Origin of the sequence: Bradyrhizobium algeriense (assembly GCF_003062295.1) — a bacterium.
GTDB lineage: Bacteria > Pseudomonadota > Alphaproteobacteria > Rhizobiales > Xanthobacteraceae > Bradyrhizobium > Bradyrhizobium algeriense.
On sequence record NZ_PYCN01000031.1, the window covers coordinates 1 to 24,284 of the forward strand.

Below are 24,284 nucleotides of genomic sequence, written 5' to 3' on the forward strand. Positions count from 1 at the left end.
ATGCACTATGATCTTGGATACTTCGACCTGGAGCAGAAAACCCTGCAACCCCTCGACAACCCGTTCGGCACGAGGTTGTCACCCATGTCTTAGGTACGACCCGTTACCTATGTCTCCGGGCTGGACATCGGGGAAGCTGGCGGAGAGAGTGGGATTCGAACCCACGGTACGGTTTCCCGCACACACGCTTTCCAAGCGTGCGCCTTAAGCCACTCGGCCATCTCTCCGGAGGCCCTCTCTTGAAGGGGCAGGACTGATTTTGCAAGGGAGGCCGGGCGCGGCCGTCAAAATTTCCCCAATTCATTGAATTTACTTGTCAATTTAGATCGATCCGATACCCGATATCGGCGCTCCGGGAGGCCTTGAACCGGAATCCGGCCACGATCGACGACGATATTGGCGCCGCAATCACTGGAGACTGGCATGATGATCACACGGACGCTCCTGCTATCGGTTCTGATCGCGTCATTTGCGGGGGCTGCGGCCGGCCCGGCGATGGCCCAGGCCTGCACCAAGCAGGGCGTGGACGTGAGCTGTGACGACGGCCGGCGCGGCATCTTTGCGGGCGACTCCATCGTGTGGGCTGACGGCTCGAAATCTCGGCTGGCCTCGCCGCATCCGAGCGTCATCATCGGCAACAAGTCGTCGGTCGTGATCGGTCCCGGCGTCTTTGCCGGCAACGGCAAGGGCGGGCACGTGCCGATGGAAAATCCGAGCGCGCCCAGCAAGGCGCGCTGCCCGGTGCTGGATGGCGTGTCGTATTGTTTTTGAGTGATTGTTCAGGCTGAGGCAGCGTCTCAAATCCTGGTGGTGAGGCGCGCGTAGGCGGACGTCACCTCTCCCGCTTGCGGGGGGCGAGACGAGCGAAGCTCGCTGTTATATCAGGCAGTTATCCCCGCGGAGAGACCCCCACCCCGGCCCTCCCCCGCAAGCGGGAGAGGGAGCGCACCTTCTTCCGGGAGGGGGAGAGCGCCTTCTTTGTGGTCGCTGTCGAATCCAGTTTCATCACGCTATGAAGCGCGGCTCCTCGGGATGAGGAGCACCGGAGACCTTCGCGGCTAGTGATACCGCGCGCCGTTATTGGTGGCGGAGCGAAGCGGCCATAGCGCGGGCTCGCTCACCACGGGCGCCAATGCTTCCCTGTCGAGCTGGCATTCGTGCAGCGCGTCGGTGAAGTCGGCGAACCATTGCTGGATCGTATGGCCGCGCAGCTTCGCCATCATCGCTTCCCAGCGCATCCGACGTTCGGTCAGCGGCATCGACAGTGCAATCGCGATGGTGCGCGCCATGCCGTCGATATCGTGCGGATTGACCAGCAGCGCGGTATCGAGTTCGTTGGCGGCACCGGCGAATTTCGACAGCACGAGCACGCCGGGGTCGACCGGGTTTTGCGCGGCGACATATTCCTTGGCGACGAGATTCATCCCGTCCTGCAGCGGCGTCACCACGCCGACCTGCGCGGCGCGATAGAGGCCCGCAAGCACGGCCTGGCCGTAGCCCTTGTTGAGATAGCGGATCGGCGTCCAGTCGACTTCGCCATGTACACCGTTGACGTCGCTGACGAGCTTTGCGACCTCGCTCTGCAGGTTGCCATAAGCCTCGATCGCGCCGCGCGAGGGCGTCGCGATCTGCAGCAGCGACGCCGTGCGCGAAAGCTGCGGATGCAGCGTCCACATCCGGTCGAAAGCCTTGATGCGGTTGATCAGGCCCTTTGAATAATCCAGCCGATCGACGCCGATCGCGAGCTTCTCGCCGTTCAGGCTGCGCCGCAGCCGCGAAACGTCAGGATGGGTGGACGCCTTCGCCGCCAACTGGGCGAATTGCTGCGGATCGATGCCGATCGGAAATACCGCGGCGCGCGTTCGGCCGTAGCGTGAAATGACGACGCCGTCATGCACGACGAGGCCGAGATCGGACTGCGCGTAAGACAGGAAGTTCTCGCAATCCTCCTCGGTCTGGAAACCGATCAGATCATAGGCCAGCATCGCCTCGATCAGTTCGCGATGATGCGGCACGCCTGATATCACCGAACGCGCCGGCCACGGCGTATGCAGGAAGAAGCCGATCGGCTGTGTGACGCCGAGATCGCGCAACTCGGCGCCGAGCGCGAGGAAATGGTAGTCCTGAATCCAGAACGCGGAATCCGTCTTTCGGAATCGCAACAGCGCGCGCGCCATGAAGGCGTTCACTTCGCGATAGCTGAGATAGTCCTCCTGCGTGGCGCGGATCAGATCGGCGCGCGAATGCAGCGCCGGCCACAACGCGGAATTCGCAAAGCCCTCGTAATAGCCGCCGTAATGCGCGGCCGGCAGATCCAGCATCGCCAGCGCGCCGACGCCAAGGGCCTCGATTTCGGCAAATGGTTCCTTCAGGTTCCCGTCGCGGACCCGCCCCGAGGAACCGACCCAGATCGCGCCCGACTTCTCGACGATCGGCAATAACGCCGCGGCGAGTCCCCCCGTCATGGGTTCGTTGGGTTTTCCGCGCGAAACGCGGTTAGAAACGACGACGAGGTTCAAAGGTCCCCTCCCGTTGATGGCGCTCGCGTTAACAACCGTTCATCAATATGGTTCCTGATCACCCTTTCAACGAATTGAAACCAAATTCGGGCTGCGGCGTGCAGGAACTCACCGGAACTCACGAAAAATAAATTTTACCGTGAACCTCGGCATCAAGCGTGAGAATCTGTGGTCGAAAGCCGTCGAGACGACAAACATTATGGCAGTGGTGCGTCCCTTTCGTCATCAAGCAGGTGCGCAAGAAATTCTCTCACGTCGCTTGGTGCATCGAAGTGCCCGGCCACGCCCTTGGCGCGGCGGCCGACCGAGAAGGCGAGGCCATCGAGGTCAGGCATGATCGCAAACACGGTCTCGTCGGTGACGTCGTCGCCGATGAAGAACGGACGGCGGCCCTTGAAAGGTTCGCGTGTCATCAACTCGTGCACGCCGCTCGCCTTGGTGAAGCCGGAATGCTTGATCTCGCAGACGCATTTGCCGGGCAGCACCTCGATCGGCGCGTTGGGAAGATCGGCCCTGATCAGTGACACCGCGGCATAGATCGCCTTCTCGGCGTGCGGCGCGAGGCGATAATGCAGCGCCAGCGAATAGCCCTTGTCTTCCAGCAATATTCCCGGGCTGAGCTTTGCGATCGCGGCCAACCGGCGCTTCAATTCCTTGTCCAGTGGCGGCGCATGGGCGTCTACTGACTCGCTGTCCGGCTCGATCCGCATCTCGGCGCCATGACCGCCGACGGCCGGGAATTGATCAGGCGCGAAAATCAGGTCGATGTCGTTGAGCGAGCGTCCGCTGACCAGCGCCAGCGCGCCGTTGGTCCGCACAAGCAGACGATTCAAGGTCTTCGCCAGGCCCGGCGGCACCCAGACTTCGCGCGGCGTCGGCATCAGATCGAGCAGCGTGCCGTCGATGTCGAGGAGAATTGCGGTCTCGCTCAGATGCGGCACCAGCGAGCGCGGTACCGGAACGGTCTCCGCTACGGCCTCTTCTTCACGGACGATATCATCTTCCAATGGCATTTCCAGCAGATCCTCATTCATCTCATCCTACTCCACAAATGCAAGCGGCCGTGCGACAGATTCGAGCGACTTGCGCTCGGCCGCAATGGCATATTTCCAGGCCACGATGGCGGCCACGATCATCAATGCAGCCCCGAACAGGTAGCCGGCGAAGACGCTGTTGCGCGATCCGGTATCGATCAGGGCGCCGAACAGCGCCGGTCCCGCGACGCCGCCAATGCCCGTGCCGATCGCGTAGAACAGCGCAATTGCCAGCGCGCGCACCTCCAGCGGAAACGTCTCGCTGACGGTGAGATAGGCCGCACTCGCCGCCGGCGAGGCAAAGAAGAAGATCACCATCCAGGCGATGGTCTGGGTCTGCGCCGTCAGCACGCCGATCGAGAACAGATAGCCCGACAGCGCGAGCAGGACACCCGACACGCCATAGGTGGTCGCGATCATCGTGCGCCGGCCAAGGGTATCGAACAACCGTCCGAGCAGCAGCGGTCCGAGGAAATTGCCCGCCGCGAAGGGCAGGATGTACCAGCCGACATCATTTGACGGGATGCCGAAGAAGTCGGTCAGCACCAGCGCGAAGGTGAAGAAGATGGCGTTGTAGAAAAACGCCTGCGACGCCATCAGCACCAAGCCCACCAGCGAACGCCGCCGGTACCTCGTGAACAATGTATGCGCCACTTCTCCGAGCGGCGTGTGGCTGCGCATCTTCAGCCTGATCTTCGGGAAGACCTCATCGGCCGCATGATCCTGATGTCTCGTAGACGCCCTCTCGATATCGTCGACGATTGCGTGCGCCTCCTCGGGGCGGCCGTGGACCATCAGCCAGCGCGGGCTTTCCGGAATCCACATCCGCATTACGAAAACGATCAGGCCGAGCGCGGCGCCGATGAAATAGGCCAGCCGCCAGCCGATATCCGGAGCCAGCAGCTTGGGATCGAGCAGCACGATGGCGGCAACCGCGCCGACCGCAGCCCCGATCCAGAAGCTGCCGTTGATCACCAGATCGGTCCAGCCGCGATAGCGCGCCGGCACCAGTTCCTGGATCGTCGAATTGATCGCGGTATATTCGCCGCCGATGCCCGCCCCGGTCAGGAAGCGAAACAGCGTGTAACTCGCCACGTTCCACGACAGCGCGGTGGCCGCGGTCGCGGAGAGATAAACGGCGAGCGTAATGAAGAACAGTTTCTTGCGCCCGATCCGATCCGTCAGCCAACCGAAACCCAGCGCGCCCAGCACGGCGCCCGCGAGATAGGCGCTGTTGGCGAGACCGACATCGAAATTCGAAAACTGCAGCGTCGGGCTCTCCTTCAGCGCGCCCGACAATGCGCCCGCGAGCGTGACTTCCAGTCCGTCGAGGATCCAGGTGATGCCGAGCGCGGCCACCACGCGGGTATGAAAGCCGCCCCAGCGCAGGCAATCGAGCCGCGCAGGGATACTGGTCTCGACAATGCCCTCGTTATCCTGCTTGGCCGTTGCGGAAATGGAAGCATTCTCACCCACTGCCGCACCGTCCCGTATCGCTTTCGCAACCATCCGATTGGACCAATGAAAAACACCCCGGAACGCCCCAGCCCCAGGGTTTTCACGTCAAATTGCGGCAAACATGATGCCCGACAGAAAGATAACGCCCTCGGAGGATGGGGGTTCCGCGGGCATTGGGTGGCGAAATTGCATAGCTATCGCGATGACGCGCGCATGCGGGGTATTCCGTGCGCTACGTCATTGCGAAACGACAAGGGAACCGAACGATCGGGCGACCGTTTTCGGCAAAAACCGGAAATGGAGTTGACCATGGCCGAACGCCGGAAGACCACACACCCACGGAAGACCGCCGCTCGAAAAAGCAGCCGCACGACAACCGCGAAGAAACCATCGCCAAAGCGATGGTCGCAACGGGTAACCCAGGAAAGCGATGCGCTCGATCTGCAGCGCGGTGTCTTCACGCTGACCAGTGCGAAGAAGATCGCGGCGTCGCTCAAGCGATCCGCAGAGCACAGTACGCGCCGCAAGGCTGGCGCCTATCGCTCGGCGCTGTCGATGCTGACCTTCTATATCAACCGCGCCGGCAAGACCTTGCCGAAAACGCGGCGCGCGCGACTGGAACGCGCGAAGGTCGAGCTGAAGCATCAGTTCGGGAGAGAATAACTCCGTGTCGTCCGATCACGCCGCCCTGATATTCGCCATGAAGCGGTCGAGCTCTTCGCGCAAACGCGTGCTTTCGCTCGACAGCGTGCGCGCCGAATTGAGCACTTCCTCGGAAGCCGAGCCGGTTTCGGTCGCGCCGCGATTGACGTGCATGACATTGGTGGCGGCCTCCTGCGTGCCTTGCGCGACGTTCTGGACGCTGCGCGCGATCTCCTGCGTCGCCGAGCTTTGCTGCTCGACGGCGCTGGCGATCGTCGCGGCGATGTCGGAGATTTTTCCGATGGTGCCGCCGATCTCCTTGATGGCGGCGACCGATTCCTGCGTGGCACCCTGCATGCCCGAGATGTGATTGGAAATCTCGTCGGTCGCTTTCGCGGTCTGGCTGGCGAGCGATTTGACTTCGGACGCCACCACGGCAAAGCCGCGGCCGGCATCGCCCGCGCGGGCGGCCTCGATGGTGGCGTTCAGCGCCAGCAGGTTGGTCTGCTCGGCGATCGCGGTGATCAGCTTGACGACGTCGCCGATCTCCTGCGCGGCGCGCGACAGCTTGCCGATCCGGCCGTCGGTCTGTTCGGCCTGACGGACGGCTGCCTCCGCAATCTGGCTGCTTTCCTTGACGCGCCGCCCGATCTCGTCGACGGACGCTGATAATTCCTCGGTTGCTGATGCCACCGACTGCATGTTGCTGGAGGCTTCTTCCGAGGCGCCGGCAACCTGGCTCGACAGGCTCTGGGTGGTTTCAGCCGTCCGCGTCAACGTGCCTGCGGCGGCTTCAAGCTGCACGGCCGACGACGACACGTTGGCGACGATGGCGCCGACCGCGCTCTCAAATTCGTCGGCGAAGCGAATCAGTTCGGCGCGGCGCGCCTCGCTCGCCGCCTTGTTCTGGGCTTCCTGGGTGGCGGCGTCGCGCTCGGCGCGGGCGATGGCCTGCACCTTGAACTCCTCGACTGCACTCGCCATCTCGCCGAGCTCGTCCTTGCGGCCGAGGCCGGGCAGAACAACTTCGAAATTGCCGGCAGCGAGTTCGCGCATCGCACTGCACATCGCCGTCATCGGCCGGGATATGCCCTTGCCGAGCAGCAGCGCCAGCAGACCGCCAAGCACGAAACCGCCGGCGGCCAGCATCAGGATCAGCCGCTCGGTCTCGCCGATGGTCGCGTCCGACTCGGCTTCGAGTCGCTTCTGGTCGGCCAGCAGATCGGACTTCATCGCCGCCGAGCCCTTGTTGATGGCCGCGGCCGACTCCGTCATTTCCAGGGTCAGTTCGTCGATCTCCTTGGCATTATCGACCAGCTTGGCGAGCGACTTCTGGTATTCCTCCAGGAGAACCGAGATCTCCTGAACCCCCTCACGAATCTTGTCATTGTTCGCCGGAATCGCCTTTAGCGAGTTGCCGAGAAATTTCAGGCGCGCGAGTGCGCTGGATGCGACCGTCTTGTCCGAGTTGATGACGAACGTGTTGGCTAATCCGACCACGGCCTGAAATTCATCGGCGACTTTTTTCGCGCTGAAGGTGACCGCCTGAAGCTCGGATTCATCGGCATTGCTGGGGAGATCGTCGAGCTTGTAATAAAGCGACTGGCCGCTGCGCGTCAGCTGGTTTTGCGCGATCCGGGCGCTCTCGTCCTTGACGTTGAGGATATCGGCGAAAATCTTGGTGAAGGCGCGGAATTCGCGCTCCAGTTTTGCGACCTGTTCGAGCCGGCCCGGGCTGATGGTGCCCTTCATCGAGGCGACGATCGCTTCCTTCAGGTTGGCTTCGGCCGCCAGCGCCGCCTTGCCGTCCTCTTCCTTTCCGGTGACCACGAAATAGCGGGCGAGCGAGCGATAGGAGATCAGTTCGCGATCGATGTCGCGCGACAGATCCGCCTCCTGCACGCTGCGCCGGTAGGAATCCACGCCGGCCGAAACATGTTCGAATCCGAGATAGGCAAAACCCATGCTGGCGGCCGAAATTGCCAGCACGACGGCAAAGCCGAGCATGATCTTGGCGCGGAACCGCAGGGTTGGGAGCTTGAAGGACGAGCCGCCACGTTTCAAAAATCGCACCGCAACCCCCCGTTTTCATTCTGAAAAACAGGCATCGGGAGGCCCAGCCCCCAATCCAGTGCGCAAAGATAAGGCAGAATGGATAAGGCCGCGTAAATCCGGGCAAAGCTGGCAAGGGTGGAGGCGGTGGCCGTCTCTTACCCTCCCCTGGAGGGGTCCGAGACGAGCGGAGCTCGCTCGTGGGTCGGCACGCATGAGCGTAGCGAAATGCGAGACGGGGTGGGGTGATCTCTCAACTCGGGCACTGTTCGCGAGGAGAGACCTTCACCCCACCCCGCCGCTCCTTTCAGGAGCGTCGACCCCCGAGCGAGCTTCGCTCGTCCGGACCCCTCCAGGGGAGGGTAGGAAAAATTCGCATTGAGAGTCTCTGCACGCGCGCTTGCCGCGAATGTCATCACAATGATGGGCCACTCCAAAATCCTAGTTGCAAGTTCCCGCTCCCGTGTTTCTAATTGGAATAATTATAAAACATCGGGAGGTACCACGCGTGTCGACAGTCAAACTGACGGTAAACGGCAAGGCCGTCTCGGCCGAGGTCGAGGACCGAACTCTCCTCGTCCATCTCCTGCGCGAAAATCTGAACCTGACCGGCACCCATGTCGGCTGCGACACCAGCCAGTGCGGCGCCTGCGTCGTCCATATCGACGGCCGGGCGGTAAAATCCTGCACCGTACTGGCCGGCCAGGCGGCCGGCTCGAACGTCACCACCATCGAAGGCATCGCCAAAGGCGACGAACTGCACCCGATGCAGGCGGCGTTCCGCGATAATCACGGCCTGCAGTGCGGTTACTGCACCCCGGGCATGATCATGTCGGCGATCGATATTGTGCACCGCCACAGTGGCCAGCTCGACGAGGAAACCGTCCGGCACGAGCTCGAAGGCAACATCTGCCGCTGCACTGGGTACCACAACATCGTCAAGGCGGTGCTCGATGCGGCCGGGCGCATGAAGGTCGCGCAGGCGGCAGAATAGCAGCCGCCGGCCAGCAATTTCGAATTCAACACCGCGTTTCGAAGGAAATGGCGGGAACAATAACTCCGGTCGGGAGGACAGGACATGGGCGTTGAAGGCATTGGCGCAAGCGTGGTGCGCAAGGAAGATCGCCGTTTCATTACCGGCAAGGGCCGCTACGTCGACGATATCAAGCTGGTGGGAATGACCCACGCACACTTCATCCGCAGCCCGCATGCGCATGCCAGGATCAAGAGCATCGACACGTCGGCGGCAATGAATATGCCGGGCGTGGTCGGGGTGCTGACCGGCCAGCAACTCGTGGACGACAAGATCGGCAATCTGATCTGCGGTTGGGCCATTACCTCCAAGGACGGCACGGGCATGAAGATGGGCGCATGGCCGGCGATGGCGCCGGAAACCGTGCGTTTCGTCGGCCAGGCGGTCGCGGTGGTGGTCGCCGAGACCAAGAACCAGGCCAAGGACGCGGCCGAGGCCGTGGTCGTCAATTACGAAGAGCTGCCCGCCGTTCCGGACATCCGCGCCGCGATCGCGCCGGGCGCACCGCAATTGCACCCGGAGGCGCCGGGCAACGTGATCTACGACTGGACCATCGGCGACGAAGGCGCAACCGATGCCGCCTTCAAGGCGGCGGCCAATGTCGTGTCGCTCGACATCACCAACAACCGGCTGGTGCCGAACGCGATGGAGCCGCGCGCGGCGATCGCCGAATATAACGAGCCGGAAGAGCATTTCACGCTCTACACGACCTCGCAGAATCCGCATGTCGCCCGTCTCGTGCTGTCGGCGTTCTACAACATCGCGCAGGAGCACAAGCTGCGGGTGGTGGCCCCCGACGTCGGCGGCGGTTTCGGCTCGAAAATCTTCATTTACCCTGAGGAGATGGTGGCGCTGTGGGCCTCCAAGAAGGTCGGCCGTCCGGTGAAGTGGACCGGCGACCGCACCGAAGCCTTTTTGACCGACGCCCATGGCCGCGATCACCTCACCAAGGCGGAGATGGCGTTAGACAAGGACAACAAGGTCACCGGCTTGCGGGTCAAAACCTACGCTAATCTCGGCGGCTACATGTCGCTGTTCTCCTCCTCGGTGCCGACCTATCTCTATGCGACGCTGCTGTCGGGCCAGTACAACATCCCGAACATCTTCGCCGAAGTGATCAGCGTCTATACCAACACGGTGCCGGTCGACGCCTATCGCGGCGCAGGCCGCCCAGAAGCCAGCTTCGTGGTGGAACGGCTGATGGAAACCGCGGCGCGGCAGTTGAAGGTCGATCCGGCCGAACTGCGCCGCAAGAACTTCATCACGCAGTTCCCGCATCAGACGCCCGTCATCATGGCCTATGACATCGGCGACTTTAATGCCTCGCTCGATGCGGCGATGAAGGCGATCGATTACGCGGGCTTCCCCGCGCGCAAGGCGAAAGCCAAGTCCGAGGGTAAGCTGCGCGGCATCGGCGTGTCCTGCTACATCGAAGCGTGCGGCATTGCGCCGTCAAAGGCCGTCGGCAGTCTCGGCGCCGGCGTGGGCCTGTGGGAATCCGCCGAAGTACGCGTTAATCCGGTCGGCACCATCGAAGTCCTGACGGGATCGCACAGCCACGGCCAGGGTCATGAGACGAGCTTCTGCCAGCTCGTGGCAGAGCGCCTCGGCATTCCCATCAGCCAGGTCCAGATCGTGCATGGCGACACCGATAAAGTGCAGTTCGGCATGGGCACTTATGGTTCGCGCTCGGCGGCCGTCGGCCTCACCGCGATCCTGAAAGCGATGGAAAAGGTCGAAGCCAAGGCCAAGAAGATCGCAGCCCATCAGCTCGAGGCATCCGAAAACGACATCGTCATCGAGAACGGCGAGTTCAAGGTCACCGGCACCGACAAGTCGATCGCGCTGCCGATGGTCGCGCTCGCCGCCTACACCGCGCACAATCTGCCTGACGGCATGGAGCCGGGCCTCAAGGAAGGCGCGTTCTACGACCCGACCAACTTCACCTTCCCGGCCGGCGCCTATATCTGCGAAATGGAAGTAGATAGCGCCACCGGGAAAACCTCCTTCGTCAACTTCGTGGCGGCGGATGATTTCGGGCGGCTGATCAACCCGATGATCGTCGAAGGCCAGGTCCATGGCGGCCTTGCCCAGGGCATCGGCCAGGCGTTGCTGGAGGGCGTGGTGTATGACGCTTCCGGCCAGCTCGTGACCGCATCGTTCATGGATTACACCATGCCGCGCGCGGACGACCTGCCGTCGTTCAAGCTGTCGCACACGACCACGCTGTGTCCGGGCAATCCACTCGGCGTCAAGGGCTGCGGCGAAGCCGGTGCGATCGGTGCATCGGCTGCCGTGATCAACGCCATCACGGATGCGATCGGCAACAACAACCTCGAAATGCCGGCGACGCCTGATCGCGTCTGGCATGCGATTCACGGCTAAGAGGAGCAAGCACTATGTACCAGACAACTTACCACCGCCCCTCTTCGGTCGACGAGGCAGCAAGCCTGTTCGCCAAGGGTTCGGACGCGAAGTATCTGGCCGGCGGCCATACGCTGATCCCGGTCATGAAACAGCGGCTGGCATCGCCATCCGATGTCATCGATCTCGGCAAGATCAAGGAGCTTGTCGGCATCGAGCCGACCGGTGACGGAATCATGATCAAGGCGGCGACGACCCATTCCGACGTCGCCTCGAGCGACACTGTTCAAAAGGCGATTCCCGCGCTGGCTTACCTCGCCTCGCTGATCGGCGATCCGGCCGTGCGGCATCGCGGCACCATCGGCGGCTCGCTCGCCAACAACGATCCTGCCGCCGATTATCCGGCGGCGGTGCTGGCGCTCGGTGCCACCGTGAAGACCAACAAGCGTTCGATATCGGCGGATGATTTCTTCAAGGGCCTGTTCACCACGGCGCTCGAAGACGGCGAAATCATCACCGCGGTGTCATTCCCGGTTCAGGCCAAAGCGGGATACGCCAAGTTCAACCATCCGGCGTCGCGCTTCGCCCTGACAGGCGTGTTCGTCGCCAAAACCCCGGCAGGCGACGTCCGCGTCGCAGCCACGGGCGCATCGCAAAACGGCGTGATGCGGGTGTCCGCGATCGAGGCGGCGCTGAAGGCGAACTGGTCGGCAGGCGCGATCGACGGCGTCAAGATTTCCGCCGATGGCTTGATGAGCGATATTCACGGAACATCGGACTATCGCGCCAACCTGATCAAGGTAATGGCGCAGCGCGCGGTGACTGCCGCGGGCTAATAACGTCTAAACGCAACTTCCATGCGAGCGGCGCGCAGCAATGCGCGCCGCTTTCGCATTTTGATACGATTCTCGGCAAAAGATGCTTGCCACGCTCTCGCTTCGGCAGGACAATTTAGCTAATCAACTAATTAAGACGCTTCTGTTGGGAGAGAAAACAAGTGCTCGACAAACCAGCCGCCCAATCCGCTACCCGCACCTCCGGCCCGCTCGCCGGTTTCCGCATCGTCGAATTCGCCGGCATCGGCCCGGGCCCGTTCGCCTGCATGCTCCTGGCGGATATGGGCGCAGAGGTCGTTACGCTTGACCGCGTCGGCGCCGGCAAGAACCTGAAGGCCGTCGCGGTACGCGGCCGCAAGGTCATCGAGCTTGATCTGAAGGATAAAGCTGCCATCGCGCAGGTCCTCGACCTGCTTGCCGGTGCGGACGCACTGATCGAAGGCTTCCGCCCCGGCGTGATGGAACGTCTCGGCCTCGGCCCGGACGTCGTGCTCGCGCGCAATCCAAAGCTGGTCTATGGCCGCATGACCGGTTGGGGCCAGGAAGGCCCGCTTGCCAACGCCGCCGGTCACGACATCAACTACATCTCGATCACCGGCGCGCTTGCTGCGATCGGGACGAAGGAAAAGCCGGTGCCGCCGCTCAACCTCGTCGGCGATTTCGGCGGTGGAGCGCTCTACCTGGTGGTCGGCGTGCTTGCCGCCATGCTCGAAGCCTCGAAGTCGGGCAAGGGCCAGGTAGTGGACACCGCGATGTGCGACGGCGCGGCATCGCTGATGTCGATGTTCTTCGACATGAGCGCGATGGGGCGCTGGACCGAGGGCCGCGACCAGAACTTTCTCGATGGCGGCGCGCATTTCTATGGCGTCTATGAATGCTCCTGCGGCAACTTCGTCTCGATCGGCTCGATCGAACCACAATTCTACGCGCTGCTTCGCAAACATGCCGGCCTCACCGAGGCCGACTTCGATGCGCAGATGGACCGCAAGGCCTGGCCGGCGCTGAAGGACAAGCTGACAAAGGTGTTCAAGAGCAAGACCCGCGAGGACTGGTGCAAGATCATGGAAGGCACCGACATCTGCTTCGCGCCGATCCTGACCATGGCGGAAGCGCCGAAGCACCCGCACATGGCGGCACGCAAGGTGTTCGTCGAGCGCCATGGCGTGACCCAACCCGCGCCCGCGCCACGCTTCTCACGCACGCCGTCGGCGATCCGCGAGCCGGTGACGGCGGATATCGGTGAATTGACGAACGCGTGGAAGGCGGGAAGGTAAATTCTCCGTCGTCGTCCCCGCGCACGCGGGGACCCATAACCACAGGATTTGGCTGTTGGACGAAAGTCGTCGAACAGCGGCTTTCAATACAAGCGACACGGCGTATGGGTCCCGGCTCGCGCTTCGCTTGGCCGGGACGACGGGGCCTACGCAGCATTCCCCACCTTCAGGACACCTCTTCGAATCTGATCTTCCTCGATCGATTCGAACAGCGCCTTGAAGTTGCCCTCGCCGAACCCGTCGTCGCCCTTGCGCTGGATGAACTCGAAGAAGATCGGCCCGATCGCGTTCGCCGAGAAAATCTGCAGCAGTACCTTTGTGTGGTCGCCATCGACCACGCCCTCGCCGTCAATGAGAATGCCGTCGCGCTGGAGACGGGCGACGTCCTCGCCATGCTGCGGCAGCCGCGCGTCGATCTTCTCAAAGTAGGTATCGGGCGGCGACGGCATGAACGGCAATCCTGCCTCGCGCAGCGTCTCGACGGTAGCGTAGATATCCCGCGCGCCGCAGGCGATGTGCTGGATGCCCTCGCCGCGATAGATGTTGAGATATTCCTCGATCTGGCCGGAGTCGCCGGCATCCTCGTTGATCGGGATTCGGATCTTGCCGTCCGGGCTGGTCAGGGCGCGCGAGAATAGGCCCGACGCACGGCCCTCGATGTCGAAGAACCGGATCTGGCGGAAGTTGAACAGTTTTTCGTAGAAGCCGGTCCACACATCCATGCGGCCGCGATGGACGTTGTGGGTCAGGTGATCGATGTAATAGAGCCCGGCACCCGCGGGACGCGGGTCCTTCGCGCCAAGCCATTCGAACTCGATGTCGTAGGCTGAGCCTTTGGCGCCGTAGCGATCGACGAAATAAAGCACGCTGCCGCCGATGCCCTTGATGGCGGGAACATCGAGCGTCTTCTGCGCGGAAGAAACATCAGCGGCCTCCGCACCAAGCGAAAGCGCCCGCTCATAGGCCAGCTTCGCATCAACCACGCGAAACGCCATCGACGGCGCGCAGGGCCCATGCGCGGCGACGAAGCCATGGCCGTGGGTGCCGGGCTCCTCGTTGACGAGGTAATTGATGTCGCCCTGGCGATAGACCGTGATCTTCTTGGATTTGTGCCGGGCGATCGGCGCATAGCCCATCAGCGCGAACAGCGCGTGCAGCTCCTCAGGCTTCGGGTGGGCGTATTCGACGAACTCAAACCCATCGGTGCCCATCGGATTGTCGGCGCTGATGGTGGCAGCCGGCGCGTCATGCGGAAACGGACCCATGGAGAATCTCCCGAAAATTGATCTGGATCAATATCGATCGAAACGCGTGCAAAGTGCGTGCAAATGGCGATGCATTTAGCTATAATCGCGCACATATCGTGCATAAAAATGGCAATTTCCGCATGATCTCCGTAGACGCCTTCGACCTCAAAATGCTCGCCGCGCTACAGGACGACGGCCGGCTGACCAACCAGCAGCTCGCCGACCTCGTCGGCCTGTCGGCCTCGCAGTGCTCGCGGCGGCGGATGCGGCTGGAGGAAGAGAAGGTGATCGCGGGCTACCACGCCGATCTCGCCGGCGAAGCCCTCGGCTTCAACCTGATCGCCTTCGTCCACATTACGCTGGCGACGCATTCGCCCGACAACGCCAAAAAATTCCGCGCGCTGGTCAACCGCGTCGACGACATCCAGGAGGCCTACTCGCTGACCGGCGACGCCGATTACGTGCTGAAGGTCGTGCTGCGCGACCTGAAGGACCTCTCCGGCCTCGTCAACGACGTGCTGATGCCGCACCAGAGCGTGGCCCATGTGCGCTCCTCGATCGTGCTGGACCGGCTGAAGGAGAGCGCGAGGTTGCCGCTGAAGTCCTGACGTGGCCCAATTCGAGGGAAATTTGTCATTCGCGTTTTCCAGCCGATTTGCGATGATCGCCCGGAATCACATTGCGAGACGACGATGGCGCTGCAACTCCGCCCGAACTGCGAATATTGCGACAAGGACCTGCCGCCAAGCGCGACGGACGCGCGCATCTGCTCTTATGAATGCACGTTCTGCGCGGATTGCGTGGACAGCAAGCTGCACAATGTCTGCCCGAACTGCGGCGGCGGCTTCGTGCCGCGGCCAATCCGGCCCGCCACCGAGCGGCGGCCCGGCGTGTGCGTCACCAAGCAGTTGCCATCGGATAAGCGGGTTCATTTAAAGTACAGCGTCGAGGATGTCGCCGCGCATTCGGCGCGCTTGCGGAATATTCCAGCTGAGGAGCGCTGACCCCTCCACGTCATTGCGAGCGCAGCGAAGCAATCCATGCCTCCGCTTGTGGCGCTATGGATTGCTTCGTCGCTTCGCTCCTCGCAATGACGGGAGAGAGTCATTCCGTATGACGGGAAGAGAGCGCTACCCCGCTGCCAAAATCGTCCCCTCCACCTCGCCAAATCCGACGCGGTAGCCGTCGCCCTGGCACCAGCCGCGCATCACGAGCGAATCGCCGTCCTCCAGGAACGTCCGTTTCACACCCGCGGCCAACTCCACCGGTTCGGTGCCGTTCCAGCTTATTTCAAGCAGGCTGCCGCGCTGGTCCTTTTCCGGACCCGAGATGGTGCCGCTCCCCAAGAGATCGCCGACATTCATGGCGCAGCCGCTTGACGCATGGTGCACGAGCTGCTGCACCGACGACCAGTACATGTATTTGAAGTTGGTACGGCTGATATTTGCCGGCGCATTCATCTGCGCGGCACGCAAGCCGACCTCGAGCGCCATGTCGTAATTGTTCGGCTGCACCTGCTGAAGATACGGCAACGGCTTCGGATCCTGCTCAGGGCCATGAAGACGGAATGGCTCCAGCGCCTCGCGCGTCACCACCCATGGGCTGATCGAGGTCCCAAACACCTTGGCCTGGAACGGGCCGAGCGGCACATATTCCCATTGCTGGATGTCGCGCGCGCTCCAGTCGTTCAGGATCACAAAGCCGAAGATCATCTCTTCCGCCTGCTTCTCGGTCAGCATTTCGCCCATTACCGATGGCTGGCCGACGACCACGCCCATTTCCAGTTCGAAATCGAGCCGCTTGCAGGGGCCGAAACTCGGCACGTCGGCGGTCGGCGGCTTCAACTGTCCGCGCGGACGGCGCACCGGCGTGCCGCTGACAACGACGGTCGACGCGCGGCCGTTGTAGCCGATCGGCATGTGCAACCAGTTCGGCTGCAGCGCATTGTCCTTGCCGCGGAACATCACGCCGACATTGGTGGCGTGCTCCCTGGACGAATAGAAATCGGTATAGCCGGAGACGGCGAACGGCATGTGCAGCCTGACGTCAGCCATCGGCACCAGCGCGCGCTTGCGCAGTTTCTCATTGTCGCGCAGTTCGGGATGATCGTGCTGCAAAAGCTCGCTGATCCGTGCGCGCGTGCTCGACCAGACTTTTGGCCCCAGCGCCATGAACGGATTGAGTTGAGGTGCTGCGAACACCGCGGGCTCGACGACATCGAAGCGGCAGTCCTGCGCGAGCTGCCAGAGATCGAGCACGTAATCGCCGATCGCAACGCCTATGCGCGGGGCGAGGCCATCCTTGGCGGAGAATACGCCGTAGGGGAGATTTTGGATCGGGAAATGGGAATCGGGCGCGACGTCGATGAAGGAGCGGAGAGAGGGATCGTTGGGGTGAGCTGTCACTTGAGGCTTCGTCCTTTCTTCCTTCTCCCCTTGTGGGAGAAGGTGGCGAAATCGACCGGAGGGAGATTGCGCCGGATGAGGGGTTCTTTCCGCGGGGAAAGACCCCTCACCCGTCTCAATCGCGCGACGCGCGATTGATCCACCCTCTCCCACAAGGGGAGAGGGGAAGAAACATTACGGCTTATTCGGATCGAACCGCTTCTCCAGGCCTTTCCAGCAATCGGCGTAGTCACCCTGCAAGGTCCCCGACTTCGCCGCATGCGCGGTGACGCGCTGCGGGTATCGCGTCTCGAACATGAAGGCCATGGTGCCGGTCAGCTTCACCGGCTTTAATTCGCCGTTGCTGGCGTGATCGAACGCCTGGCGATCCGGGCCATGCGGCAGCATCATGTTGTGCAGCGAGATGCCGCCGGGAACAAAACCTTCCGGCTTGGCGTCGTAGACGCCGTAGATCAGCCCCATGAACTCCGACATGATGTTCATGTGATACCAGGGCGGACGGAAGGTGTTTTCGGCGACCGCCCAGCGTTCCGGGAAAATGACAAAGTCGATATTCGCGGTGCCGGCGGTCTCCGACGGCGACGTCAAAACCGTGAAGATCGAGGGATCGGGATGGTCGAAGCCTATGGCGCCGACCGGCGAGAACGTGCGCAGATCGTATTTGTAGGGCGCGTAATTGCCGTGCCAGGCCACCACGTCGATCGGCGAATGCGGCAAGGTCGTCTTGAACAGCGAGCCACCCCACTTCACGTAGAGTTCGGTCGGCGTGTCCTTGTCCTCGTAAGCCGCTACGGGCGTGAGGAAGTCGCGCGAATTGGCGAGGCAGTTGGCGCCGATCGGCCCCCGTTCGGGCAGCGTGAAGGCGCCGCCATAATTCTCGCAGAGATAGCCGCGCGCGGGCCCTGACGGAATCTCGACGCGGAACTTCACGCCGCGCGGGATCACCGCGATCTCGCCGGGTTCAATGTCGATACGGCCGAATTCGGTGACGAGGCGCAGATTGCCCTGCTGGGCCACGAACATCATCTCGCCGTCGGCATTGTAGAAGTGCTGATCGACCATCGACTTCGTGATGAGATAGACATGCGCCGCCATGCCTGCCTGGGTATTGGCGTCGCCTGCGGTGGTCATGGTCTGCACGCCCTGCAGGAAAGTCATGTCCTCCCCAGGGATCGGCGCCGGGTCCCAGCGCAGCTGTGCGATCGGCAGTTCATATTCGTGACACGGCGCGGTGCGCCACAGCCCGGCATCGGCTTTGGCAAAGCGCCCTGAATGCTTCACCGATGGGCGAATCCGATAAAGCCATGAGCGCTCATTGCTGCCGCGCGGCGCGGTGAACGGCGAGCCGGAAAGCTGCTCGGCATAGAGCCCGTAGGCGCAGCGCTGCGGCGAGTTGCGCCCCATCGGCAGTGCGCCGGGCAACGCCTCGGTCTCAAAACTGTTGCCGAAGCCGGACATGTAGCCCGGCGTCAATTGCCCGGTGCCTCGAACCATCTGATCAGGCGAGGTGTTGATATTCATGGTCATCCTCCTCCTTGCAGGGCGGCCCACATTTCCTGGTCGCGCTTGTCGGTCCAGATCACGGGATCGTCGATCCCCGATGCTTCGTCGAACGCGCGCGAGACGTTGAACGGCAGGCAGTGCTCATAAATGGCGAAGCTGGAGAATTTCGGGTCCATCACCTCGCGGGTCGCGGCCATGGTCTCCTTCAGCGTACGGCCCTTGGCGACCGAGCTCTCTGCCGCGCCGTAGAGCGAGGTGACAAAATCGCGCGTCATCGCAATCGCATCGCGACCGGTCGAAAGACCTTTGAGCGCATCGCCACGGCCCGGCGCGATCGCCTTGGGATTGAAGGCGCGAATTTCATTCAGCGTCGCCGGCCATTCGCGCAAATGCGCGTCGCCGCAATAGCAGGCCGAGTGGTATTCGATGAGGTCGCCGGAGAACATCACTTCGGCATCCGGCACCCAGGCCACGATGTCACCCGAGGTATGCCCCGCGCCGAGTTGCATCAAACGCACCTCGCGTTTGCCCAGATAGATCGACATCTCGCCTTCAAAAGTCAGCGTCGGCCAGGTCAGGCCGGGGATGCTCTGCGCATCCTGGAACAGGCGGGGAAATCGGCCATATTCGGAATCCCAATCCTGCTGGCCGCGCTCCTCGATCAGCCGATGGGTTTCTGCTGACGCCACGATGCCCTGCGCCTTGTAGGCGGAAGCGCCCAGCACGCGCACCGCGTGGTAATGCGACAGCACGACGTACTTGATCGGCTTGTCGGTGACGGTACGTACCCGCTCGATCACTTTATTGGCCATCGCCGGCGTCGCCTGCGCGTCGAACACCAGGCAACCGTCGTCGCCGACGATGATCGCCGAGTTCGGATCGCCCTCGGCGGTGAACGCGTAAAGATCAGTGCCGATTTCGGAGAAGGTGATCTTCTTCTCGACGAGATCCGTGGTGGACGCGAAACCTTTGGCCATCAATTCGATTCCTGACTTCGTTCGAGATGTGAATTATTGCTGCTGTTGTTGTTGCTGTTGCTGGCTCGCATCGAGCATCCGCCGCTTGGCAAGGGCGATGGCCTCGTGCAGAACGGCGATATCGCCGATGTGGTTGGCCAGCACCAGAACCAGCGCCGCGTCGAGATCGGCGCTTTGCGCCTCGCTCAGTCCGCGATGCGCCTCGACGATGGCGCGAAATGCGTCGTCGGGCTTGGCAAAGTTCGAACTGGTCGACAGCGCCATGACAAACCTCAGTTCAGGCCGGACGCGCGCGACAGCGCCGCGTCGACTGCCGATCGTGACGGCTTGCGGAAACGCGCCGCGACGTAGCCATCAGGCCGCAGCAAATAGGCAGAGCCTGATTCGGCATCGTAACGCGCCGCAGCAAGGCCCGCGGCATCGGTCAAGCCGCCATCGCCGCCAATGCGGATGACGCCTACCCCTTCCGGTCCTTCCGCAGCCGCACCATTGCCAAACTCCAGAAGTGTGAACCGCGTTCCACTCTTGATGAAAGCATCCGTCAGGAACATCGGCTCACCGTTTGCGGCGGCGACCGGCGCATCCAGCATCGAGGCCCCGGGTCGAGGGCCGCCGCGCCAGGAATCGCCATCGGCGGTCGAGAGCGGCGTCGTGTAGATCGAGGGCGTCGAGAGACGCCCTCCGTTCACCATGCGCTTGCCGAATTCGGTTTCCTTGGCGAGCGACAGCACCGCCTTGCGCAGCCGCGCCTCCTGCGCCGTCACCGGCGCCATGAAGTCGGTCGAGCGCGTGGACTCGCGGATGTTCTCGTCGGCGGCAGCGCTGCGCTCGGTGTGATAGCTCTCGAGCAGCGCCTCGGGCGATGTTCCCCGCAGCACGCGATCGAGCTTCCACGCAATATTTTCGGCGTCTTCGAGGCCCGAATTGGCGCCGCGGGCGCCGAACGGCGAGACCTGGTGCGCGGCATCGCCGGCAAAAATCACGCGGCCATGGATGAACTTGTTCATCCGCCGGCACTGGAATTTGTACAGCGAGATCCATTCGAAATCGAACTTGTCGTGCCCAAGCATGCGCGCGATCCGCGGCCGCACATTCTCCGGCAGTTTTTCGACAGCGGGATCGGCAAAACGATTGAGCTGCAGATCAATCCGCCAGATGTCGTCGGGCTGCTTGTGCAACAGCGCGGAGCGCCCGGCGTGGAACGGCGGATCGAACCAGAACCAGCGCTCGGTCGGAAACGCGGCTGTCATCTTGACGTCGGCGATCAGGAACTGGTCCTCGAACACCTGGCCCTCAAATTCCGCACCCACCATCTGTCGCAGCGACGAGCGCGCGCCGTCGCAGGCGATGACATACTGCGCATTCAGCCGATACGGACCATCAGGCGTCTGGATCGTCAAAGCCACGTGGTCGTTGCGCGGCTCGAGCCCCGTCACCTTGTTGCGCCAGCGCAGGTCGATTGCGGGAAGCTCGCCGACGCGGTCGACCAGATAGGCCTCGGCATAGAATTGCTGCAGGTTGATAAAAGCCGGCCGCTTGTGCCCCTGCTCGGGCAGCAGATTGAACTGGTAGAGCAGCTGCTCACCGTGAAAGATCTTGCCGACGCTCCACACCACGCCCTTGTCGACCATGCGCTGGCCGATGCCGAGCCGGTCCCAGAATTCGAGCGAGCGTTTTGAGAAGCAGATCGCCCGCGAGCCCTCGCCGATCCGGTCGGCATCGTCGAGCAGCACGACGGATTGCCCGCGCTGCGCCAGATCGATCGCCAGCGACAGCCCCACGGGACCCGCGCCGACCACGACGACGGCGTGCTCGGCCGGATTTGGCCCCGCCCGGTCCTGATCGGGGTGGCGGCGATAGCCGAACTGGGTATTAGTCTGCGCCATGCGGGCTCAATCCCCTGACTAGCCAAGGGCGTGCGACCCTGTTAAATTAGTCGCACTTGCAACTATCTTTAAACCCCGAGCCGGGTCCGGCGTCAACTCAAATCGAGGCTATCTTTGCCGAAAGCGTCTTCAAGCGAAGTGGCCGCCGGTCCGCGTGACGAAAACGCGTCGAAGAGGGACGCCAGGCTGGATCTCTTTGAGTTCGTCCCGTTCCGGCTGAACCGGCTCGCGGCCGAGGTCAGTTCGGCGCTGTCGGCGGAGTATGCGGTCCGCTACGGGCTCGATATTCCGGAATGGCGCGTGCTGGCGACGCTCGGCTTCCGCCACGACGCCTGCAGCGCGCAGTACATCGCCCAATGCACCCGCACCCACAAATCCACCATCAGCCGCGCGGTCACGTCGCTGATGAAGCGGCAGATTGTCGAGCGCGTCGAGAACGAGGACGACCGCCGCGAATTCCGGCTGCGTCTGACGCGCAAGGGCGCAACGCTCTACGAGGAACTGATCCCGCGCCTGTTGCGCAGGGAGCAGGAGATATTGTCATGCCTCTCCGCGCAGGAGCGACGCGATTTCGCGCGGCTGCTGGGCAAGATCGAGCAAAGCCTCGATCTGGTGCAGACCAGCGAAGAGGCGGACGCGAAGGAAGCCTACTGACCGGCTCACTTCACTGCCGTCACCACGATCTCCACGATGTGCGGCGGCTCGAGATCGACGCCGATGCAGGCGCGCATCGGCGGATTTTTGGTATCGACCCATTCGTCCCAGGCGCGGTTCATCTCGCCCTTGCGCTTAATGTCGGTGATATAGACGATGGCCGAGAGGATCTTGCTCTTGTCCGTGCCACACAGCGCGAGGCTTTCGTCGATCCGGGCGAGCGCCTTTGCGCTTTGCTCGTACATCGAGGGACTGACCGGATCGGGCGCGACCGCCACCGTGAAAACCAGGTCTTCGTGAGCGACGGCGCGGCTGCGGGTTGGCGTGAGCCCGGGAAAGCGGCTGATCATGGTTGCCTCCAGTTAGCGACTATCAAAGTGTGGTGTGCACCGTCATTCCGGGGCGATGCGGAGCATCGAACTATGGTGCGCAATTGCGCACCTGAGAATCTCGAGATTCCCCGATGCGCAATTGCGCATCTGAGGTCTGGTCCTTCGGACCATCCCGCAATGACCGCGTTCACAACCGATCAATGTGCTTCGCGATGACAGGGAAATAATTGTCCCCTGAACCGGCGTCGATGGCTTCCTGCAGCACCTTGCCGATCAGTTCCGCGCCGCGAATTCTGATGCCGGCGTCGGACGCCAGCTCCAGCGCATAGGATAGGTCCTTCAGCGCATATTCGGTCGAGAACGCGCGCTCCGGAAAATCACCGGGCACGATCGCCTTCATGCCGTGATTGCGTAGCGCAAAACTGTCGGCCGAGCCCTTTGAAAGCGTATCGAGCAGCAGTTTTGGATCGACGCCATTGTGCTTCGCCACCGCAACCGCCTCGGCCAGCGCGTTGACGGTTTCGAACAGCACCATGTTGTTGAGAATTTTTGTGACCTGCCCCGCGCCGACCTCGCCGCAATGGGTGACGTCGGTCGCAAAGCAGCGGATCAGCGGATCGATCTCGGCGTAAAGCGCGGGCGTTGTTCCGACCATCACGCTGAGCGTGCCGTCCTGCGCCGCCTGTCGCGTGCGCGCAATCGGCGCATCGGCCCAGGCAGCGCCTTTGGCTTGCAATTGATCGGCAAAATCGCGGGTCTGGCTGACCGAGGACGTGCCGAGATCGACCACGACCTGCCCGCTCCGGATGTTCTTGAGAATGCCGTCGCCTTCGAATACCGCGCGCACATGCTTCGCGCTTGGCAGGCACAGGAACAGCAGCTCGCTTTGCTTGATGACGTCGGCAACGGAGGCCGCGACGTCGGTACCGTCGGCCCGCAGCCGCGCCAATGGCTCCGGCGACAGATCAAAGGCGAGGACGCGTTTGCCGCTCTTCTTCACGAGATTGCGGCAGATCGGCTCGCCCATCACGCCGAGGCCGATGAAGCCGATCGTCTTGTACGTTGACATCACAACCATCAGCTATTTTGCGAACGAGCGTGATGGCGCCAGGTGCAGCGCGAACGCATCGACCTTGTCGCTGGCGCGCGGATAGATCTCGCTCACGATCGGATCGTGGCCGGGAATGAAACGGTCGGGATGGCCGGCCAGCCGCTCGACGATTTCCCAGCCCTGCGCCATATCGCCGACATTGTAGACGATCGGAAACGGGCTGCGCTTCTGCAGATTGGCATAGTAATGCGCCGCGTCCGACGCCAGCACCACCGGCCCTCGCGCGGTTTCCACGCGCACCACCTGCAGGCCGTCGGAATGGCCGCCGACGCGATGCACCGTCACGCCGGGCGCGATTTCGCCATCGCCGGAATGAAACGTGACGCGCTCGCCATAGACATGACGCACCATCGTGGTGACGTGCTCGACCGAAAACGGATGCCGCAGCATGCCGTTGCACATGCAGCGTCCGGTCGCGTAGCTCATCTCGCGGTCCTGCAGATGAAACCGCGCGTTCGGGAAGCGATCGAGATTGCCGGCGTGGTCGTAGTGCAAATGGGTGACGATCACGTCGCGAATGGTGTCGGCGGCCACGCCGAAATTCGCCAGCGCGTCGACCGGATTGAGCGTGAGCTTGCGCGCGCGCGCCTTCGCCTCTTCGGCATTGAAGCCGGTATCGACCAGGATGTCGCGGCCGGCGCCGCGGACCAGCCAGACGAAATAATCCAGGTCCTGCGCCGTGGTCTCGTGCGGATCGGGGATCAGAAAATTCAAATGGGGGGTGCGCGGCGACATCGTGGCATAGCGCAGCGCGTAGATTTCGTAGGCATTTCCCATCGGTGTCACTTTTTTCTTGGATGTTTGGATTGGCCGATCACGGCAACAAGCCATTGTCATCCGCAAAGGTCAAACCCGGAAGACGAATGACAGCCGCGCGACCGGGCGGCACGCTATGTGAGAGGGATCACATTACCATCGATGGAGCGCGCGGCGGACTTGATCCCCGCCGAAGCTTGT

Annotated in this window: 22 protein-coding genes and 1 tRNA gene; 9 read left to right on the forward strand and 14 right to left on the reverse strand. The window is 62.5% G+C overall.

Features of this window, described 5'->3' with window-relative positions; all coding sequences use genetic code 11:
• Positions 1-137: 137 nt before the first annotated feature.
• Positions 138-227 (reverse strand) — tRNA-Ser (locus tag C7G61_RS34840).
• A 196-nt stretch (positions 228-423) separates the two neighbouring features.
• Between C7G61_RS34840 and C7G61_RS34845 the strand changes: the two genes are divergently transcribed.
• Positions 424-771, forward strand: coding sequence for a hypothetical protein (locus C7G61_RS34845; protein WP_108522238.1), 348 nt, complete (start codon positions 424-426; stop codon positions 769-771).
• A 287-nt stretch (positions 772-1,058) separates the two neighbouring features.
• On the opposite strand, the gene C7G61_RS34850 is transcribed toward C7G61_RS34845, so the two are convergent.
• From C7G61_RS34850 to C7G61_RS34860, 3 genes are all read right to left on the reverse strand, one after another.
• On the reverse strand, positions 1,059-2,519 hold the full coding sequence (locus C7G61_RS34850; RefSeq protein ID WP_190242111.1) for a trehalose-6-phosphate synthase: 1,461 nt from the start codon (positions 2,517-2,519) through the stop codon (positions 1,059-1,061).
• Between the two features lie 197 nt (positions 2,520-2,716).
• Entirely contained in the window at positions 2,717-3,532 is an 816-nt protein-coding gene (otsB, locus tag C7G61_RS34855; protein WP_420836817.1) for a trehalose-phosphatase, read from the reverse strand.
• A gap of 27 nt (positions 3,533-3,559) precedes the next feature.
• Positions 3,560-5,062: an MFS transporter gene (locus tag C7G61_RS34860; RefSeq protein ID WP_108522241.1), complete on the reverse strand. Its 1,503-nt coding sequence runs from the start codon at positions 5,060-5,062 to the stop codon at positions 3,560-3,562.
• Positions 5,063-5,320: 258 nt separating this feature from the next.
• Between C7G61_RS34860 and C7G61_RS34865 the strand changes: the two genes are divergently transcribed.
• Positions 5,321-5,674, forward strand: coding sequence for a DUF3175 domain-containing protein (locus C7G61_RS34865; protein WP_108522294.1), 354 nt, complete (start codon positions 5,321-5,323; stop codon positions 5,672-5,674).
• A gap of 15 nt (positions 5,675-5,689) precedes the next feature.
• Here C7G61_RS34865 and C7G61_RS34870 read toward each other — a convergent pair whose 3' ends face one another.
• Positions 5,690-7,660, reverse strand: coding sequence for a methyl-accepting chemotaxis protein (locus C7G61_RS34870; RefSeq protein WP_108522295.1), 1,971 nt, complete (start codon positions 7,658-7,660; stop codon positions 5,690-5,692).
• A gap of 553 nt (positions 7,661-8,213) precedes the next feature.
• Between C7G61_RS34870 and C7G61_RS34875 the strand changes: the two genes are divergently transcribed.
• The 4 genes from C7G61_RS34875 to C7G61_RS34890 all read left to right on the forward strand — a co-directional run bounded on the left by C7G61_RS34875 (position 8,214) and on the right by C7G61_RS34890 (position 13,212).
• Positions 8,214-8,699: a (2Fe-2S)-binding protein gene (locus tag C7G61_RS34875; RefSeq protein ID WP_108522242.1), complete on the forward strand. Its 486-nt coding sequence runs from the start codon at positions 8,214-8,216 to the stop codon at positions 8,697-8,699.
• Positions 8,700-8,783: 84 nt separating this feature from the next.
• The gene (locus C7G61_RS34880; protein ID WP_108522243.1) at positions 8,784-11,123 is read left to right on the forward strand and encodes a xanthine dehydrogenase family protein molybdopterin-binding subunit; all 2,340 of its coding nucleotides are present in this window, start codon (positions 8,784-8,786) and stop codon (positions 11,121-11,123) included.
• Positions 11,124-11,137: 14 nt separating this feature from the next.
• Positions 11,138-11,938 (forward strand): FAD binding domain-containing protein, encoded by an 801-nt coding sequence (locus C7G61_RS34885; protein WP_108522244.1) that lies wholly within the window; start codon positions 11,138-11,140, stop codon positions 11,936-11,938.
• Between the two features lie 161 nt (positions 11,939-12,099).
• The gene (locus tag C7G61_RS34890; RefSeq protein ID WP_108522245.1) at positions 12,100-13,212 is read left to right on the forward strand and encodes a CaiB/BaiF CoA transferase family protein; all 1,113 of its coding nucleotides are present in this window, start codon (positions 12,100-12,102) and stop codon (positions 13,210-13,212) included.
• A gap of 146 nt (positions 13,213-13,358) precedes the next feature.
• On the opposite strand, the gene hppD is transcribed toward C7G61_RS34890, so the two are convergent.
• A complete protein-coding gene (hppD, locus tag C7G61_RS34895) occupies positions 13,359-14,477 on the reverse strand; it encodes a 4-hydroxyphenylpyruvate dioxygenase (protein ID WP_108522246.1) in 1,119 nt (372 codons plus the stop codon).
• Between the two features lie 122 nt (positions 14,478-14,599).
• On the opposite strand from hppD, the gene C7G61_RS34900 reads away from it, so the two are divergent.
• Together C7G61_RS34900 and C7G61_RS34905 are read left to right on the forward strand one after the other, a co-directional pair.
• The gene (locus tag C7G61_RS34900; protein WP_108522296.1) at positions 14,600-15,067 is read left to right on the forward strand and encodes an Lrp/AsnC family transcriptional regulator; all 468 of its coding nucleotides are present in this window, start codon (positions 14,600-14,602) and stop codon (positions 15,065-15,067) included.
• A gap of 84 nt (positions 15,068-15,151) precedes the next feature.
• Entirely contained in the window at positions 15,152-15,463 is a 312-nt protein-coding gene (locus C7G61_RS34905; RefSeq protein WP_108522247.1) for a DUF1272 domain-containing protein, read from the forward strand.
• A 126-nt stretch (positions 15,464-15,589) separates the two neighbouring features.
• Here the strand turns inward: C7G61_RS34905 and fahA are convergent, their stop codons facing one another.
• The 5 genes from fahA to C7G61_RS34930 all read right to left on the reverse strand — a co-directional run bounded on the left by fahA (position 15,590) and on the right by C7G61_RS34930 (position 21,230).
• Positions 15,590-16,864, reverse strand: coding sequence for a fumarylacetoacetase (fahA, locus tag C7G61_RS34910; protein ID WP_108522248.1), 1,275 nt, complete (start codon positions 16,862-16,864; stop codon positions 15,590-15,592).
• Positions 16,865-17,038: 174 nt separating this feature from the next.
• Positions 17,039-18,385 (reverse strand): homogentisate 1,2-dioxygenase, encoded by a 1,347-nt coding sequence (gene hmgA / locus C7G61_RS34915; protein ID WP_108522297.1) that lies wholly within the window; start codon positions 18,383-18,385, stop codon positions 17,039-17,041.
• A gap of 2 nt (positions 18,386-18,387) precedes the next feature.
• Positions 18,388-19,344 carry an MBL fold metallo-hydrolase gene (locus C7G61_RS34920; RefSeq protein ID WP_108522249.1) on the reverse strand — a complete coding sequence of 319 codons (957 nt, stop codon included), beginning with the start codon at positions 19,342-19,344 and terminating at the stop codon, positions 18,388-18,390.
• Positions 19,345-19,377: 33 nt separating this feature from the next.
• A complete protein-coding gene (locus tag C7G61_RS34925; protein WP_108522250.1) occupies positions 19,378-19,608 on the reverse strand; it encodes a DUF2783 domain-containing protein in 231 nt (76 codons plus the stop codon).
• Between the two features lie 8 nt (positions 19,609-19,616).
• The gene (locus C7G61_RS34930) at positions 19,617-21,230 is read right to left on the reverse strand and encodes an FAD-dependent oxidoreductase (RefSeq protein ID WP_108522251.1); all 1,614 of its coding nucleotides are present in this window, start codon (positions 21,228-21,230) and stop codon (positions 19,617-19,619) included.
• Between the two features lie 138 nt (positions 21,231-21,368).
• On the opposite strand from C7G61_RS34930, the gene C7G61_RS34935 reads away from it, so the two are divergent.
• Positions 21,369-21,884 (forward strand): MarR family winged helix-turn-helix transcriptional regulator, encoded by a 516-nt coding sequence (locus C7G61_RS34935; RefSeq protein WP_244608604.1) that lies wholly within the window; start codon positions 21,369-21,371, stop codon positions 21,882-21,884.
• A 5-nt stretch (positions 21,885-21,889) separates the two neighbouring features.
• On the opposite strand, the gene C7G61_RS34940 is transcribed toward C7G61_RS34935, so the two are convergent.
• The 3 genes from C7G61_RS34940 to C7G61_RS34955 form a co-directional block, all read right to left on the reverse strand.
• Positions 21,890-22,234, reverse strand: coding sequence for a RidA family protein (locus C7G61_RS34940; RefSeq protein ID WP_108522253.1), 345 nt, complete (start codon positions 22,232-22,234; stop codon positions 21,890-21,892).
• A gap of 169 nt (positions 22,235-22,403) precedes the next feature.
• Complete coding sequence (locus tag C7G61_RS34950; protein WP_108522298.1) at positions 22,404-23,285, reverse strand: NAD(P)-dependent oxidoreductase; 882 nt, start codon at positions 23,283-23,285, stop codon at positions 22,404-22,406.
• A gap of 12 nt (positions 23,286-23,297) precedes the next feature.
• Positions 23,298-24,104: an N-acyl homoserine lactonase family protein gene (locus C7G61_RS34955; protein WP_190242112.1), complete on the reverse strand. Its 807-nt coding sequence runs from the start codon at positions 24,102-24,104 to the stop codon at positions 23,298-23,300.
• Positions 24,105-24,284: the final 180 nt, after the last annotated feature.

Coding starts and splice junctions, on each gene's coding strand:
- C7G61_RS34845 (WP_108522238.1), top strand. CDS start 424: ATGATGATCACACGGACGCTCCTGCTATCGGTTCTGATCGCGTCATTT.
- otsB (WP_420836817.1), bottom strand. CDS start 3,532: ATGCCATTGGAAGATGATATCGTCCGTGAAGAAGAGGCCGTAGCGGAG.
- C7G61_RS34860 (WP_108522241.1), bottom strand. CDS start 5,062: ATGGTTGCGAAAGCGATACGGGACGGTGCGGCAGTGGGTGAGAATGCT.
- C7G61_RS34865 (WP_108522294.1), top strand. CDS start 5,321: ATGGCCGAACGCCGGAAGACCACACACCCACGGAAGACCGCCGCTCGA.
- C7G61_RS34870 (WP_108522295.1), bottom strand. CDS start 7,660: ATGCTCGGCTTTGCCGTCGTGCTGGCAATTTCGGCCGCCAGCATGGGT.
- C7G61_RS34880 (WP_108522243.1), top strand. CDS start 8,784: ATGGGCGTTGAAGGCATTGGCGCAAGCGTGGTGCGCAAGGAAGATCGC.
- C7G61_RS34885 (WP_108522244.1), top strand. CDS start 11,138: ATGTACCAGACAACTTACCACCGCCCCTCTTCGGTCGACGAGGCAGCA.
- hppD (WP_108522246.1), bottom strand. CDS start 14,477: ATGGGTCCGTTTCCGCATGACGCGCCGGCTGCCACCATCAGCGCCGAC.
- C7G61_RS34900 (WP_108522296.1), top strand. CDS start 14,600: ATGATCTCCGTAGACGCCTTCGACCTCAAAATGCTCGCCGCGCTACAG.
- C7G61_RS34905 (WP_108522247.1), top strand. CDS start 15,152: ATGGCGCTGCAACTCCGCCCGAACTGCGAATATTGCGACAAGGACCTG.
- hmgA (WP_108522297.1), bottom strand. CDS start 18,385: ATGAATATCAACACCTCGCCTGATCAGATGGTTCGAGGCACCGGGCAA.
- C7G61_RS34920 (WP_108522249.1), bottom strand. CDS start 19,344: ATGGCCAAAGGTTTCGCGTCCACCACGGATCTCGTCGAGAAGAAGATC.
- C7G61_RS34925 (WP_108522250.1), bottom strand. CDS start 19,608: ATGGCGCTGTCGACCAGTTCGAACTTTGCCAAGCCCGACGACGCATTT.
- C7G61_RS34930 (WP_108522251.1), bottom strand. CDS start 21,230: ATGGCGCAGACTAATACCCAGTTCGGCTATCGCCGCCACCCCGATCAG.
- C7G61_RS34940 (WP_108522253.1), bottom strand. CDS start 22,234: ATGATCAGCCGCTTTCCCGGGCTCACGCCAACCCGCAGCCGCGCCGTC.
- C7G61_RS34950 (WP_108522298.1), bottom strand. CDS start 23,285: ATGTCAACGTACAAGACGATCGGCTTCATCGGCCTCGGCGTGATGGGC.
- C7G61_RS34955 (WP_190242112.1), bottom strand. CDS start 24,104: ATGGGAAATGCCTACGAAATCTACGCGCTGCGCTATGCCACGATGTCG.